We start from the raw sequence: 13,923 nt of genomic DNA, 5'->3' as shown, positions 1-13,923 counted from the left end.
GCCCCCAATTTCTCAAAGGCACTTCGCCCATGCAAAACCTTCGTCTCCGCCAAGCTGCAGCGCTGGCTGTCACCGTCTGCGCCAGCATGGCGTTCTCCTCGGCCGCACTGGCTGGCGACGCCCCTGCGGCGCTCGACCAGGCGCCCCGTACGGCCGCGATGCGCAGCAGCGTCCTCACCGTTGACACGCTCATCACCAACGAGAACCAGCAGGCACTCGCGCGCTCGATGAACACTTCGGTGGCCTCGGGCCTGGCGGAGGCGCCCAAGCCTGCAACGCCGTCGGGTCCGCCGGCCGGACAGATCTTCGTTCAGTCCATTTTCGGGATCGGCGATGACCTGCGGGCCAACATCGGCTTCAACGGGGAATCCTACGAACGAGTGCGCGTGGGTGCTCATGTCGGCAGCTGTGTGATCACCAGGATCGTGGGGCGTGCGGTCGTGCTCAAGCCTGCCCGAAGGGGCGTGCCCGCGGCGGCCTGTCCCACCGGCAAGTGGACGGGTGTGAGCCCCTTCCCGGCCGTCAATCTCGACCTGGTGCGCGACCTCGCGAAAGCCGGGGGCTCTGCGGCGCTGGCTTCTCCGGCCATCCCGACCCCATACGGTTCCCTTGGCGCTCCCTCCCTGCCTCTGCAAGCGGCTCCGCGCGCTACTTCGGGACAGCCGTCTTGGCCGTTCCCCCGTCCGGCCGGGGCGGGGGAGGCTCAGCAATCCGCTGCCACCAACTGATCAGGATCGGACTCGCTTGTAATGTTCGGACTCGGCAAATCCAAAGCCAAAGCAGCAGCCCCCGCAGCGCGCGTTGCTTCCGGCCCCCGGACGGTCGCCAAACCAGGTGCCGCCGCCGCCGGCGCGGCGCCGGCTGCCCGGCGGACCGTCTCCACCGGGCAGGCAGGTGCCGCCGCGACGGAGCCCTCTGACGTCTCCAACTGGGGTGGAGTTCGGTTCAGCCGCGCGCCCATCGCCATGGCCGACGACCTGGCCAAGATCCTCTTCGACAAGGTGATCAACGAAGAGGTGAAGCTCGCGCCTCACCTGTATGCCTCGATCGCCGTCGCCAAGGTGCGCGCGACCGACAAGGTCGTCTTGCTCTTCGTGGACAAGGAAAAGGCCAAGCGCGAGGAGGTCGAAGCTGTCGTCAACCAGCTGGCCAAGCGCAACTACCACCTCGTCGACGCTCACGTTCAAGGCTACTTCGCGAGCTCCGGCCTGGTGCTGGCGCTGTCCCAGGGCGACATCACCCAGTCGAGCTTGCAGTTCGAGCGGGATGTCTCGCGCGATCCGACGAAGAACGCGCTCATGTCGGCCTTCACCGACGTCGTGTCCTGGGCCTATGCCAACAAGGCCGACGACATCGACTTCGCGGTCGACCGTGAGGCGGCAAAGAGCCAGATCTGCTTCAAGATCGGCGGCCGCTACATCCGTCCCGAGCGCTTCCTGCTTCCGACCGACACGGTGATCGCCATGCTCGGCATCGCCTGGCAGAAGTCAGGCGGCGGGGCGTCGCCCCAGTTCGACATGAAGGTCGAGCAGCAGGCGCTGGTCAAGATCAACCTGCCGCGCAGCCCCGCGATCCCCGATGGCGCTCGCGTGCGCCTGCGCTGGAGCGGCATGGCCATCGACAAGGGTGTCGTGGTCACCACCCGGATTCAGCGCCTGGGCGAGTCGGCGGCGATCCGCTCGCTGGCCGAGGCGGGCTATCTGAAGAGCCAGATGGACATCATCCGCCGGGTGATCAACTCCGAAGGCGGCATGGTGGTGCTCGCCGGCGTGGTGGGCTCGGGCAAGTCGACCTCCCTGGTGCAGATGATCAACATGCTGCCCACCGACATCAAGATCCAGTCCTTCGAGGATCCTGTCGAGCTGGAGCTCAAGAACGCCTACCAGAAGACCATCACTCGCGACCTGGCACAGGCCGGCGACGACAAGTCCTTCCTGTCGGCGACTCGGGCGTTGTACCGGTCGGCGCTCGATGCGCTCTACCTGGGCGAGATCCGCGACCGCGAGACGGGCCTGGTTGCCCGCCAGGTGGTCGAGTCGGGCCACAGCGTCTATACGACGACCCACGCGCGCTCCAGCCTCGGTATCGCCGAGCGCTTCGCATCGCCTGCGATCGCAATCAACCGCGAAGTGTTGGCCACGCCGGGCATCCTGAAGCTCCTGGTGTACCAGGCGCTGCTGCCGACGAACTGCCCGCACTGCGCCTTGTCGCCCAACGACTACGCCCACGCCTTCACGCTGGACCCCGAACAGCTGGCTGAGCACAACCGCTACTTCGACCGCCTGGAGCGTCTATACGGCATCAGCCGCGACGTGTACCGCATGCGCAACTCGCGCGGCTGCAAGTTCTGCATCAAGGACGAGCTGCCCGAGCTCAACGGCTTCTCGGGCCGAACGGTCGTCAGCGAGATGGTGGAGCCCGACGAGCAGATGCTCGAGTACATCGGCGCTCCGGACGGTGCGCTGAAGCTCTTCAAGTACTGGCGCTCGATGGCGTCGGATCGCTTCGACGACGAGAACCTGACGGGCAAGAACACGATGGAATGCGCCATTTACAAGGCCGTTCGTGGCACGACGGAAGACGGCAAGTACGTCGGTCTGATCGACCCGCGCGAGATCGAGCCACGCTTCATGAGCTTCGAGACGGTGGAAAATCGCCGCGATCACGAGCGCTCCGTCGCTGCGCGCCGCAACACGAGTCGGGTGCCCGTGTCGGAGAACTACGCCGTTGCGCGTGCTCCATCCGCAGCCGTGGTGCCGTTCCATCCGCCGGCGGTTGCTTCGCGGGAGGGCGCATAAATGAGCGTCAAGGTTCCTTTCGCGATCAGCCAGGCGGCAGCCAAGTTCCGCCGTCAGCGCGCCGACTACTACACCTACATCGCCGACAAACTCGACGGCGGCAAGGGCGACATCAAGCTGCTGGGCATCTTCGAGAAGGATGCCGACCGCTACGGATCGACCGCTCGTGCGAAGCTCTCCGCCTACTGGGCGGAGGAGTATTCGACCAACGGCGCGAACCTGTCGGCGGCCTGGCGCGGCACCCTGCCGGACGACGAAGTGGCCATCATCGACGTGGCGCAGGACGCGGGCGCCGGCGCGCTGCTTGCGGCGCTGCGAGATGTCTCGCGTATCGCCCGCCTCTCCGATCAGGTCCGCAACGAGTCGGTGGGAACGCTGGCCGCGGCGGCGGTCGGTCTGGTGATCGCCATCGTGATGCTCACGATCTTCCCGTGGTTCTCGGCCACGAAGCTCCAGGAGATCTATTCGTTCATCCCGCTGGATCAATGGGGTCCCAAGGGCACGTTCTTCAACGCGTGGGCCGAGAACGTGAAAGGCTACGGCCTATACCTCGTGCTGCTGCTGGGCTGCCTGATCGTGACGCTCCATTGGACGGTGAACAACCTGACCGGCGGGCTGCGTGACTGGCTCGACGGGAACGTCGCGCTCTACCGTGTGGTGCGCGACGTCAAGGGGGCATTGTTCCTGGCCACCATGGCGACGCTCACGCGCAAGCGGGGCAACACGATGTTCACCTTGAGCGAATCGCTCAGCACCTTCGCGCGCTCGGTGCGTTCGCCCTGGCTGCGATGGCGTGTCGAGCAGATCGCGGAGGGCGTGGATGCCACCGGAGCGGTCGGTACCGAAGCGTTCCGCACGAACCTGCTCTCGATGGAGATGTACTACTTCCTACAGGACATGCAGGAGGCACGGGGCTTCTCCGAAGGCTTCGAGGAGACCGGCCGCTACGTCGAGAAGACCATGCTGGCGAAGATCCTGAAGCGCATGGCTGTCTACCGCTGGGTCATGCTGATCTCTGCCGTCTGCTGTGTGATCGGCGTGATGGCTACCCAGTTCGGCGTCATCTACGAGATGAAGGGCGTCATGTCCGCCTACTACAGCACCAAGTGATTCCCTCCCTCAACCGAATCGATTTCCAACCTGATCTTCACCCCAAGGACCAAACCATGAAGAACTTCCGCAACACCCGCTTCGCCTCGAAGAAGAACGTCAGGGGCTTCACGCTCGTGGAGCTGATCGTCGTGATCGCCATCGGTGCTCTGCTCGCGCTGTTCGCGGTGCCGTACGCCCGCGGCGTGATCATCAACGGCAAGGTCGAACCGACCGCCAACGATGTCAACAAGACGGTGACCTCGATCCGCGGCAACTTCGCCGGCCAGGGCGTGACCCCGTACAACAACCTGGGTGTCGGCGCGGCCGCCACCGCGATCTTCGCGAACACCGCTCGCGGGCTGTCGTCCTCGCTGACCGTCAGCGGCAGCGGCGCTACGGCGACCGTGCAGCACGACCTGGGGGAGACCGGTGCTCAGATCACCGTGGCCTCGTCGACGATCACCAGTGCCGGCGACTCGTTCACCGTGAGCCTGCCGACCGTGAACAACGCCGCATGCCCGGGCCTCGCTGCCCAGCTCTCGCGCGTGGCCGAAGTGATCACGATCAACGGCGCCGCCGCAAAGGCTGTCGGTTCCACCTACAACGGTGGTATCGCGCAGAACGCCTGCACCGACGGCGACACGAACACCTTCATCTTCACGTTCCGCTGATTCTGGCGCGGCTGGGCCCTCCGGGGGGCCTCACTACGCGGCACGGGCCCGCTCCGATCCTGCTCACTCCCTTCCTCGAAACATGACCCCACGCTTCCCGCAGCAACCCGGGCGTGCGCGCCGCGCGCAGCAAGGCTTCAGCCTTGTTGAACTCATCGTCACGATCAGCATCATCGCGATCCTGTCGATCTACGGCCAGGCGCAACTCGCGAAGCTGTCGGAAGAGCAGATCGGCGTATCGGCGGGCAGTTACCTCAAGCAGGTCGCTGGCGCCGCCGAGCAGTACGCGCTGAGTCACTTTGACGATCTGGGCAACGGCGTCGACATCCCGGGCGTTGTGAACGACATCGCACCGACGATCGCCGAGCTCGTGACGGACAAGAAGCTTCCCGGCGGCTTCCCCTCGGGGCCGGACGCGATGCCGACTCGCCAGAGCCTGCGCATCGATGTCGTGAAGACCGACTGCCCAGGGGCCGGCTGCTCGATCGTGACGAACGTGTGCACCACGACGGGCGTGACCCTCGGTCGCGCCGAGATCCGCTACGACCTGGCGCAGGTCATGGTCGACCAGCAGGACGGCACCGGCGGCCAGTCCTCGTACACCGCGCCCGCAATGATCAAGGGTCCGTCACTCAACATCGCGAACCCGAATGGCGCAGTGGCCGGGACGGTGTGCTCGAGCGCGACCCTGAACACGGCCATGTTCCAGCAGTTCGTTCGGGTTCGGGATACACGGAACCCTGATTTGAGGGGAGATCTGAGCGCCCAAGGCAACCTGGCCATCAGTGGGACGTCTACCCTGACGGGCAACGTCGCCGCGGCGGGCAACGTGAGTGTCTCCGGCAGCGGCGGGTTCGGTGGTGCGGACCCCGTTGCCGTGCCTGCGGGACTGAAGGGGGTCAACACCCAGGACATGGTTGCCAGTGGCAACATCGTGGCCACGGACCAGGGCGCCGGGTTCACTGGAGCGAACGGCAACTACGTTGCAATGACCACGAACAGTGGCGGCGAAGCCGCGGTGGTGACATCGGGGCGCATGGCCGGCCGGCGACTGATTCCGACCGGCAGCTACACGAAGGGTACGGCGTGCGTCGAGGCCGGCGCCCTCGGCCTGTCGGCGACGGAGGCTTCCGGCTCGCTCGTAGTGTGCTCCTCCGGGCGTTGGACGCCGCTCACAACATCTGCTGTTGACGGCGGCGCATGCACATTGGAGGGGCAGGGCGCGTCCGACTCCGACGGGCTCACCCTGTACTGCACCGGCGGGCGCTGGACCTCGATGAAGCAGTTCCTCGCGCCGGCGTTCGACAACACGGCATGCGCAACCCCGGGCCAGGTGGGTTACTCGGCCGCTGTGGCAGGCGTCAAGAAAGCGATGCTTTGCCGCGTGAACCCGCAGGGCGGAGGTGCGGCTTGGAAGCGAATGGAGGACGTCACGACGAACCTGGTGTTCGTGAAGTCCGAGGAGGTGTCCGACCTTCAGAACGTGGCCAAGCCGACGTGTGCGAATCCCGGTAACCCGGGTGCGATTCCGATCATCCAGCTGATTCCGAAGGCGGAATCAACGAGTGACGGCGGCTTGGTGCGCTATGCCGTTGACTTGGGCGCTGCCTGGCAGGTACGGCTCTTGACGGGGGCCTCCGGCCCGATGTCCGGAGCCAGCGCGATCAGTTACACCTGGTGCTATTTCCCCTGATCCCCTACCCGGCTTTTCTCCTCCGTAGGTTTCCTAAAGTTGTGGTCAATTTCCCCCTGTGAGACACCCCAGATTTACTAAAAAAATGAGTTGTGGTCATTTTTGACTAAGCAAACTGGGTTTGCTCGCTCCGCCAACGGACGGGGCGTCGACCGCTCAGGCAAGTCACAATTGCTGACTCCCGGCTATACGGGCGTCGATCTGCCGCACGAGACTGCACTCAGACGTTCAAACTGAACCATTGCACGACAGCTTATGCACGCCAAGCAGATCGTAGGTTTACTAAAGTTGTGGTCATTTTCTCCCTGTGAAGACCCCCGGATTTACTAAGAAAAATGAGTTGCGGTCATTTTTGACTAAGAAAACAGGGTGTCCCGTTCTTGTGAGGGGAAGGGACCATCGCCCGGGAGCGACAGTGGGTGACAGGCGGAACTGAGCGTCAGCTTGCTGGAGGGCGGGAAGGACTGTTCAGGGCCCAAGGACTAAACCGCTGCCGCGGTAGCCCGCCGCGAAGACCGCGGCGTCAGTCGGTCATCGCGTCCCTGTCTATGTTTGGTTTGAGGCAATTGGCCTCGTCCTTCGACAGGAGCACGACCATGACCGAATCCACCCAAGCCATCTCGCCCTTGCGCCAACGCATGCTCGACGACATGCGCATGCGCAAGCTCCGACCCAGGACCCAGACCGGCTACATCCGTGCCGTGCGGTACCTCGCCGCCTTCCTCCAGCGCTCCCCGGACACCGCCACTGCAGAGGACCTCCGGCGCTTCCAGTTGCACCTGGTCGATCGCGGCGTATCCGCCATCACGATCAACGCGACCATCACGGCCTTGCGGTTCTTCTTTGAGGTCACGCTCGGCTGCGATGACGTGATGGCCGGGATGCGCTACGTGCGCGTTCCGCAGAAGCTGCCGGTGGTGCTCAGCCGGGACGAGGCCGTGCGCCTGATCGCGGCAGCGTCCAACCTCAAGTACCAGACCGCGCTGTCCATCGCCTATGGCACCGGGCTGCGCGTGGGCGAGATCGTCGCGCTGAAGGTCGACGACATCGACAGCCAGCGCATGACGCTGCGCGTCGAACAGGGCAAGGGCCAGAAGGATCGCTATGCGATGCTCTCGCCCGTCCTGCTGGAGCGGCTGCGCGCCTGGTGGCGGCTGGCTCACTCGCAGGGCAAGATGCTGCCCCATGGCTGGCTGTTCCCGGGCATGGATCCGCTGAACCCGTTGACGGCGCGCCAGCTCAATCGCGCCGTTGTCGCTGCCGCCGCGGCTGCCGGAATCGGCAAGCGTGTGTCGATGCACACGTTGCGTCACAGCTTCGCCACCCACCTGCTGGAGCAGAAGGTGGACATCCGTGTGATCCAGGTGATGCTGGGACACAAGAAGCTTGAGACCACGTCCATTTACACCCACGTGGGCACCAGAGTCCTGCGCGAAGTCGTCAGCCCACTGGAGAGGCAGCCCGCATAGGCACGGCTTCATGGCGCACTGCGCCCTGGAGGTCGCCGACATCTTCCGAACCCATGGTCCCGACTGGCGCAACGCGCAGCGCGGTCACCTGAGCCTGGGCCAGCTCAAGGTCATGTCGGCCATCGAACAGTGCCGTAGCGCGGCGCTGGGAGGCCATGTGCTGCGTTGCAATGGTTGTGGATACGACCAGATCGCCTACAACTCGTGCCGCAACCGGCATTGCCCGAAGTGCCAGGCCAGCGCGGCAAGACGCTGGCTGGATGCCCGGCAGGCCGATCTGCTGCCGGTGGAGTACTACCACGTCGTCTTCACCTTGCCGGCACCGATCAGCGCCATCGCCTACTGCAACAAGGCCACGATCTATTCCTTGCTGTTCGACATGGCCGCCGAGACCCTGACGACCATCGCGGCCGATCCGAAGCATCTCGGCGCAAGTATTGGAGCAACCTTGGTGCTGCACACGTGGGGTTCGGCGCTGACCCATCACCCGCACGTGCATGGGATCTTGCCGGGCGGTGGAGTGGCGCCCGGCGGCGAACACTGGATCGCATGTCGGCCGGGATTCTTCTTACCGGTGCGTGTGCTGTCGCGCCTCTTCCGGCGACGCTTCCTCGAAGAGCTCCAGAACGCACACCGAACCGGCCGGCTGCAATTCTTCGGCGAGTACGCCCGCGCTGGCCGACGCGAAGGCGTTCACTGAGTGGCTGGCACCTCTGCGCAAATGCGAATGGGTGGTCTACGCCAAGCGCCCGTTCGCCGGCCCTGAGGCGGTGCTCGCCTATCTCTCGCGCTACACGCACCGCGTTGCGATCTCCAACAGCCGGCTGATCTCTCTTGACGAACGCGGCGTCACCTTCCGTTGGAAGGACTACCGCTCCAAGGGCCGCACACGCTTGAAGACGATGACGCTCGAAGCCCATGAATTCATGCGGCGCTTCCTGCTGCATGTGCTGCCCAGCGGCTTCCATCGCATTCGCCACTATGGGCTGCTGGCCAACGGAGCGCGTGCTGCCAGCCTAGCACTCGCTCGAAAGCTGCTGCACCAGGAGGTCGAGAAAGTCTCGGATGCCGAAGTCGACTCCGGCACCGTCTCGGCAACCTTCACCTGCCCGCGCTGCGGCCATCCCATGATTGTTCTGGCAATCTTCACGCGCGACCAGGCCATCCCTCAACAGGCTCGACCACCATGACGGCAACACCGAGTCCGTCCGTGCCTCACGCCCATGCGCTACATCTGCCATTGCCGATGAGAAGACGCCTTGCGCTCGACCTCAGAATCGCCCCGGCGCAGCCAACTGCGCACCGCGCAATCGGGGGCGCCACGAGCGATCCGCGGCCTCTTGCCACCGCTCTCAGCCCATTGATCAGCTCGCTCGTCACCAGCAGCGCGCCCACCGAAGTTCGAATCGCCATAGGCTCGCGCCGCACCGAGCTCCTGCGTTGAATTCCGCGGTTTCCTCCCTGGGGGCTTATCCAACACCTGCCCTCAAGCCGTTGTCGTGTCGCCGCCTGTACGCCCGAAGGGCAGGTGTCGGACAACCCTTCACCATACCCGCCGGTCAGGACAATGCCGTCAACGGCCGGAAAGCGAGCGGAAGCGGTCGTTGCCGCTCGCGATCGGGCCCCAAGGGATTCCTATGACATAGGCGAAAGATCGGACACGGAGGTTCTATCCAATGTCCGCAACAGTACCTTGGGCGAGCCGGCGAGCGATCTTCTGACCAAGCGAGAAAGCCGCCTCGACGCTCACGACCTCAACCTCTGGGTGCCGCAGCGCCCATCGATCGCCGTCAGCGCGAGAGGCGAAGAAATGCACCTGGCAGCAGAAAGATTGCCGGATGCCGGTTTGCGGAACCGCCAAGGAAACAGCGGCGTCGGGTGGTTCGACCGCGCATAGCTCGTGCGGAGCCACCGTCAGCGACACCGGCATGCCCGTCTCCGGGCAGAGGGAATGCACGTGTGCGGCCTTGCCGATTACGGCTGGGAACATCAAGGTGTCGAGGGCGCACCAGGTGTACAGCCCGCGCCCCTCCACTTCGAAGGCATGGGGCGTTTGCCGCTGCGTGATGCCGTAGCCGACGATGTTGCCCGCCGGGTCGTACTCGATGTCAGGTGCCTGCCGCAGTACTGCGTCGACTTGGTCCAATGACTGCCCTGAGGCTCTAGCCAACACCCGCACTGACACCGGGGAGCCTTTCGCCAGCTCACGCAGGAGCGCGACAAAGACAGGAGCAAAAGCTTCCAGCCTGCTCCCGCGTGACAACCCGTCGATGACGAGCGCCGCGAAATCGCTCTTGTCGGTCATTGCGGCCGCACCGCTCTGCATGGCCGTTGCTCAGCCTGCGCAGCACGAAAGCTGCGTCACGTCCTTGGTGAAGGTCTGTGCTGCGAGCTTCAAACCTTCGACCATCGTCAGATAAGGGAACAGCTGGTCGGCCAGGTCCTGGACTGTCATGCGACCCCGGATCGCCAGCGCCGCCGCCTGGATGAGCTCGCCCGCTTCTGCTGCGACCGCCTGCACGCCCAGGATTCGGCCAGTGCCGACCTCGGCAACGAGCTTGATGAAGCCGCGCGTGTCGAAATTGACCAGGGCGCGCGGCACGTTGTCCAGCGTCAACGTGCGGCTGTCAGCCTCGATCCCCGTCTGATGCGCTTCGGCTTCGGTGTAGCCGACGGTCGCTACCTGCGGATCGGTGAACACGACAGCCGGCATCGCCGTCAGATCGAGCTCAGCCTCGCCGCCCGTCATGTTGACGGCCGCGCGCGTTCCGGCCGCCGCGGCGACATAGACGAAATGCGGTTGGTCCGTGCAGTCGCCGGCCGCATAGATGCCCGCGACGTTGGTTCGCATGCCGCGGTCGATGACGATGGCGCCACGCTCACCGAGCTTCACACCCGCGGCTTCGAGGTCCAGCCCGCCAGTGTTCGGCAAACGTCCGGTAGCCACCAGCAGCCGCTCCGCGCGCAGCTCGCCGTGATTGGTCGTCAGCACGAACTCGCCGCCGGTGTACGCCACCTGGCTCGCCTCGGTCTGCTCCAGCACCGCGATGCCTTCATCGCGAAACGCGGCAGCGACCGCCTCGCCGATGGCCGGATCGTCCTGGGAAAGAAGCTTGCTGCGCGCCAAGATGGTGACCTGGCTGCCCAGCCGTGCGAACGCCTGCGCAAGTTCCACCGCCACCACGGACGCACCGATCACCGCCAGGCGTTGGGGGATCACATCGGAGGCCAAGGCTTCGGTCGATGTCCAATACGGCGTCTCCTTCAGTCCCGGGATTGGTGGCACCGCGGCGCTTGCACCGGTGGCCACCAGGCAGCGATCGAAAGACACCTCCTGCTCGCCGCCCTCGCGCAGCGTCACCATGAGCGTATGGCTGTCCTTGAAGCGCGCCGTGCCGTGCACGACCGAGATGGCCGGCGTGCCGCTCAGGATGATCTCGTACTTGCCGTGACGCAGTTCGTCCACGCGAGCTTGCTGCTGCGCGAGCAGGCGGTCGCGCAGCACGGTCGGCGCCGCGGCGGACAGGCCGGAGTCGAACGGACTTTCGCGGCGCATATGTGCGACGTGCGCGGCGCGGATCATGATCTTGGACGGCACGCAGCCCACATTGACGCAGGTGCCGCCGATCATCCCGCGTTCGATCAGCGTGACGCGGGCGCCGTTTTCCACCGCCTTGAGCGCCGCTGCCATCGCGGCGCCGCCACTGCCGATGACAGCGACGTGCAGCGGCTGGTCGGCGGCGCCCGGCCGAGCGCCGCCGCCAAGCCATTCACGCGCCTTGCCAAGCAGCCCGGTGGGCGCCGATGCCGAAGTGCCGGCGCGCAGGGCTCGGTAGCCGGCCGCTGCCACCGCCGTCGTCAGCGCAGCCGGCGATGTTCCTTCGTCGAGCGTGAGCGTGGCCAGTCGATCCGGATAGGACACCGATACCGAGCGCACCCCCGGCACCTCCTGCAGCGCGCTGCGCACATGCTCGGCGCACGACGCGCAGGTCATGCCTTCAATTCGCAAGCTGGTCATTCAATTGCCTGTTCGTTTTGGGTTGAAGAAATGATGATTCACTGTCCCTGCGACAGCGCACTCGACGAGTCCGGAGCGCACGTGCGGTGCGCCGGCGCGAGCAGATCCCAGACCGCCACGCCGACCATGATCGCCAGGCCCGTGTAGAGCAGCCACTCGGTCCAGCCATAGCCGAAGAACGGATAGAGCGCCGCCAGCACGATCGCGGGGCCCACCATGCCCAGCACGCTGCGATGCCATTGCCGGTGGCTGAACCAGCCCAACCCGTTGGCGAGCAGCGCGACCACCGCGAACAGTGGCAGCAGCCGGGTGATGACGAGTTCCTCGTACTGGCTCAGGAAGCCCAGTCCGAGCGCCACCCCCAGGCTCCCAAGCGCCGGAAAGCACCCCGCGCAGCCCATCGCGGAGACGACACTGCCCAGTGCACCGGCCTTGTCCCCAATACGCGCAATCAGTCCCATGGCGAGAGGCCTATTGCTTGGCGGTCGACGGGTAGCCCGCGTCCGCCGTGGCCTTGGTCAGCGCCTGGACGCTGGTCTTGGCGTCGTCGAACGACACGACAGCCTGCTTCTTCTCGTAGCTCACGTCGGCTTTGCTCACCCCATTGACTTTGTTCAGCGCCTGCTTGACTGTGAACGGGCACGTCGCGCAGGTCATGCCCGACACCGACAGGGTGACGGTTTGCGGGGTGGCCCACACGGGGGCGGCGAACGCGGCGAGCAGGGCGAGAACAAGAAACAGCTTTTTCATGACGAGGTCCTTTCAATAGAACAAGGGCAACACATAGGGAAACGCGAGCGCCACGACGATCAGCGCCGCGACGATCCAAAACACGAGCTGGTAGGCGCGCCGCACCTGCGGCACGGCGCAAACCTCTCCGGGCTTGCAGTCCTGCACGGGCCGAAAGATGCGGCGGTAGGCGAAAAACAGGGCCACGAGCGCCGCCCCCAGAAAAAGCGGCCGGTATGGCTCCAGCGCGGACAGGTTCCCGATCCACGCGCCGCTAGCACCGAGCGTCACGAGGACCAGAGGGCCGAGACAGCAGGTCGACGCGAGCAGCGCGGCGAGGCCTCCTGCAACCAGGGCACCGCGCCCACTTTTGGCTTCCGACATTGCACTCATCCTTTCCACGTGTTTTCGAACGGGGGTAAGCTTACTTCCGTAGTCGAGTACGGAGTCAAGCGGTATGGGCATGGATAAGCAAGCGGACAACCTGAGCATCGGCGCATTCGCCGAGTCGGCTGGGGTGAACGTGGAGACCATCAGGTTCTACCAGCGCAAGGGCCTGCTGCCGCAGCCGGACAGGCCCTACGGAAGTATCCGGCGCTACGGCGAGACCGATGTGGCGAGGGTCCGGTTCGTTAAGTCCGCCCAGAGCCTGGGTTTCAGCCTCGACGAGGTCGCCAGCCTGCTCGCATTGGATGACGGCACCCATTGCGACGAAGCGCGCCAGGTCGCGGAGGAAAAACTCGCCGATGTGCGCTCCAAGCTGGCCGATCTCCACCGCATCGAGTCAGTTCTGGCCACGTTGGTTGACGACTGCTGTGCGAGTCACGGGACAGTCTCTTGTCCGTTGATTTCAGCGCTGCAGGAGCAGCCGTAGTCGCGCCCGGCACAAATTACTGTAAGTGCCCGGCGATCGGAAAGTTATTGACATTGGGTTGGCTGCCTAGGAGGTCACGATTTCTACTGCTATGTCCGCTGCCAGGGGCAGAGCGGAAGTCGTCGGCGGCGGGATGAATGTCCGCAGTTGGCCGAGGGCGACCGGCCAAGGCTCTCCACGGGCGCACCCCGATCGCAGGGCCGCGGCGGAGGACTTCGCTGCACGCTGAAGCGCCGACATCCGTCAGGTCAAACCGCGCAGCGCGACCGGCTTGATCTTCAGCCGTTGGGCGTTGCGGCCAAGGACGTCGTCGAGCGTGGCCATGCGTTTCGCGCCTGCGGCTTCGGCACACGCTAGGTGGAGCGCGTCGCCGGCACGCAGCGCACTCGCGGCATCCAGTACCAGCTCGGCCGCTCGATGAAAGTGCGCCGGCTCAACCGGCAACAGCCGCAGGTCGGCAGCCACCATGCGTTCGAAGCGCGACCAGGCGCCTTGAGCGTGTTGCGCGTCGATCGCGCCGGTGCGCTGCTTGATGCCAAGCGCGCTGGCGAACTCCGGAATGCACCAGGCCGCGGCGAC

Annotated in this window: 13 protein-coding genes and 1 pseudogene; 8 read left to right on the top strand and 6 right to left on the bottom strand. The window is 65.2% G+C overall.

Annotated elements, in window-relative coordinates; all coding sequences use genetic code 11:
* Positions 1-29 precede the first annotated feature (29 nt).
* The 7 genes and pseudogenes from A8M77_RS19850 to A8M77_RS19820 all read left to right on the top strand — a co-directional run bounded on the left by A8M77_RS19850 (position 30) and on the right by A8M77_RS19820 (position 8,913).
* The gene (locus tag A8M77_RS19850) at positions 30-728 is read left to right on the top strand and encodes a hypothetical protein (RefSeq protein WP_086923233.1); all 699 of its coding nucleotides are present in this window, start codon (positions 30-32) and stop codon (positions 726-728) included.
* 237 nt (positions 729-965) lie between these two features.
* On the top strand, positions 966-2,798 hold the full coding sequence (locus tag A8M77_RS19845) for an ATPase, T2SS/T4P/T4SS family (RefSeq protein WP_158100954.1): 1,833 nt from the start codon (positions 966-968) through the stop codon (positions 2,796-2,798).
* Entirely contained in the window at positions 2,799-3,908 is a 1,110-nt protein-coding gene (locus A8M77_RS36125) for a hypothetical protein (RefSeq protein ID WP_086923231.1), read from the top strand.
* Between the two features lie 56 nt (positions 3,909-3,964).
* Complete coding sequence (locus tag A8M77_RS36120; RefSeq protein ID WP_086923313.1) at positions 3,965-4,561, top strand: type 4 pilus major pilin; 597 nt, start codon at positions 3,965-3,967, stop codon at positions 4,559-4,561.
* Between the two features lie 82 nt (positions 4,562-4,643).
* Positions 4,644-6,254, top strand: a complete 1,611-nt coding sequence (locus A8M77_RS19830; RefSeq protein WP_086923230.1) for a type II secretion system protein — start codon at positions 4,644-4,646, stop codon at positions 6,252-6,254.
* Positions 6,255-6,850: 596 nt separating this feature from the next.
* A complete protein-coding gene (locus tag A8M77_RS19825) occupies positions 6,851-7,723 on the top strand; it encodes a tyrosine-type recombinase/integrase (RefSeq protein WP_086923229.1) in 873 nt (290 codons plus the stop codon).
* Positions 7,724-7,733: 10 nt separating this feature from the next.
* Positions 7,734-8,913 (top strand): annotated as a pseudogene (locus A8M77_RS19820) (IS91 family transposase).
* A gap of 479 nt (positions 8,914-9,392) precedes the next feature.
* Here A8M77_RS19820 and merB read toward each other — a convergent pair.
* Genes merB through merT form a run of 5 tightly spaced genes read right to left on the bottom strand, consistent with a single transcriptional unit; the run spans position 9,393 to position 12,854 of the window.
* The gene (merB, locus tag A8M77_RS19815) at positions 9,393-10,028 is read right to left on the bottom strand and encodes an organomercurial lyase MerB (RefSeq protein ID WP_086923312.1); all 636 of its coding nucleotides are present in this window, start codon (positions 10,026-10,028) and stop codon (positions 9,393-9,395) included.
* Between the two features lie 30 nt (positions 10,029-10,058).
* Complete coding sequence (merA, locus tag A8M77_RS19810; RefSeq protein ID WP_086923228.1) at positions 10,059-11,741, bottom strand: mercury(II) reductase; 1,683 nt, start codon at positions 11,739-11,741, stop codon at positions 10,059-10,061.
* 38 nt (positions 11,742-11,779) lie between these two features.
* Positions 11,780-12,202: an organomercurial transporter MerC gene (merC, locus tag A8M77_RS19805; protein ID WP_086923227.1), complete on the bottom strand. Its 423-nt coding sequence runs from the start codon at positions 12,200-12,202 to the stop codon at positions 11,780-11,782.
* A 10-nt stretch (positions 12,203-12,212) separates the two neighbouring features.
* Positions 12,213-12,491 carry a mercury resistance system periplasmic binding protein MerP gene (gene merP / locus A8M77_RS19800; protein ID WP_086923226.1) on the bottom strand — a complete coding sequence of 93 codons (279 nt, stop codon included), beginning with the start codon at positions 12,489-12,491 and terminating at the stop codon, positions 12,213-12,215.
* Between the two features lie 12 nt (positions 12,492-12,503).
* Complete coding sequence (gene merT / locus A8M77_RS19795) at positions 12,504-12,854, bottom strand: mercuric ion transporter MerT (RefSeq protein WP_086923225.1); 351 nt, start codon at positions 12,852-12,854, stop codon at positions 12,504-12,506.
* Positions 12,855-12,933: 79 nt separating this feature from the next.
* Here merT and merR point away from each other — a divergent pair, with 79 nt between their 5' ends.
* A complete protein-coding gene (gene merR, locus A8M77_RS19790; RefSeq protein ID WP_086923311.1) occupies positions 12,934-13,344 on the top strand; it encodes an Hg(II)-responsive transcriptional regulator in 411 nt (136 codons plus the stop codon).
* Between the two features lie 243 nt (positions 13,345-13,587).
* Here the strand turns inward: merR and A8M77_RS19785 are convergent.
* Positions 13,588-13,923 (bottom strand): type II toxin-antitoxin system VapC family toxin (locus A8M77_RS19785; protein WP_143694665.1); only part of this gene is annotated, 336 nt, incomplete at its 5' end.

Source organism: Variovorax sp. JS1663, assembly GCF_002157355.1.
Lineage (GTDB): Bacteria > Pseudomonadota > Gammaproteobacteria > Burkholderiales > Burkholderiaceae_C > Variovorax.
Note: the sequence above shows the minus strand (reverse complement) of the source record. Positions and strands in the feature narration are given on the sequence as shown.

Coding starts and splice junctions, on each gene's coding strand:
- A8M77_RS19850 (WP_086923233.1), top strand. CDS start 30: ATGCAAAACCTTCGTCTCCGCCAAGCTGCAGCGCTGGCTGTCACCGTC.
- A8M77_RS19845 (WP_158100954.1), top strand. CDS start 966: ATGGCCGACGACCTGGCCAAGATCCTCTTCGACAAGGTGATCAACGAA.
- A8M77_RS36125 (WP_086923231.1), top strand. CDS start 2,799: ATGAGCGTCAAGGTTCCTTTCGCGATCAGCCAGGCGGCAGCCAAGTTC.
- A8M77_RS36120 (WP_086923313.1), top strand. CDS start 3,965: ATGAAGAACTTCCGCAACACCCGCTTCGCCTCGAAGAAGAACGTCAGG.
- A8M77_RS19830 (WP_086923230.1), top strand. CDS start 4,644: ATGACCCCACGCTTCCCGCAGCAACCCGGGCGTGCGCGCCGCGCGCAG.
- A8M77_RS19825 (WP_086923229.1), top strand. CDS start 6,851: ATGACCGAATCCACCCAAGCCATCTCGCCCTTGCGCCAACGCATGCTC.
- merB (WP_086923312.1), bottom strand. CDS start 10,028: ATGACCGACAAGAGCGATTTCGCGGCGCTCGTCATCGACGGGTTGTCA.
- merA (WP_086923228.1), bottom strand. CDS start 11,741: ATGACCAGCTTGCGAATTGAAGGCATGACCTGCGCGTCGTGCGCCGAG.
- merC (WP_086923227.1), bottom strand. CDS start 12,202: ATGGGACTGATTGCGCGTATTGGGGACAAGGCCGGTGCACTGGGCAGT.
- merP (WP_086923226.1), bottom strand. CDS start 12,491: ATGAAAAAGCTGTTTCTTGTTCTCGCCCTGCTCGCCGCGTTCGCCGCC.
- merT (WP_086923225.1), bottom strand. CDS start 12,854: ATGTCGGAAGCCAAAAGTGGGCGCGGTGCCCTGGTTGCAGGAGGCCTC.
- merR (WP_086923311.1), top strand. CDS start 12,934: ATGGATAAGCAAGCGGACAACCTGAGCATCGGCGCATTCGCCGAGTCG.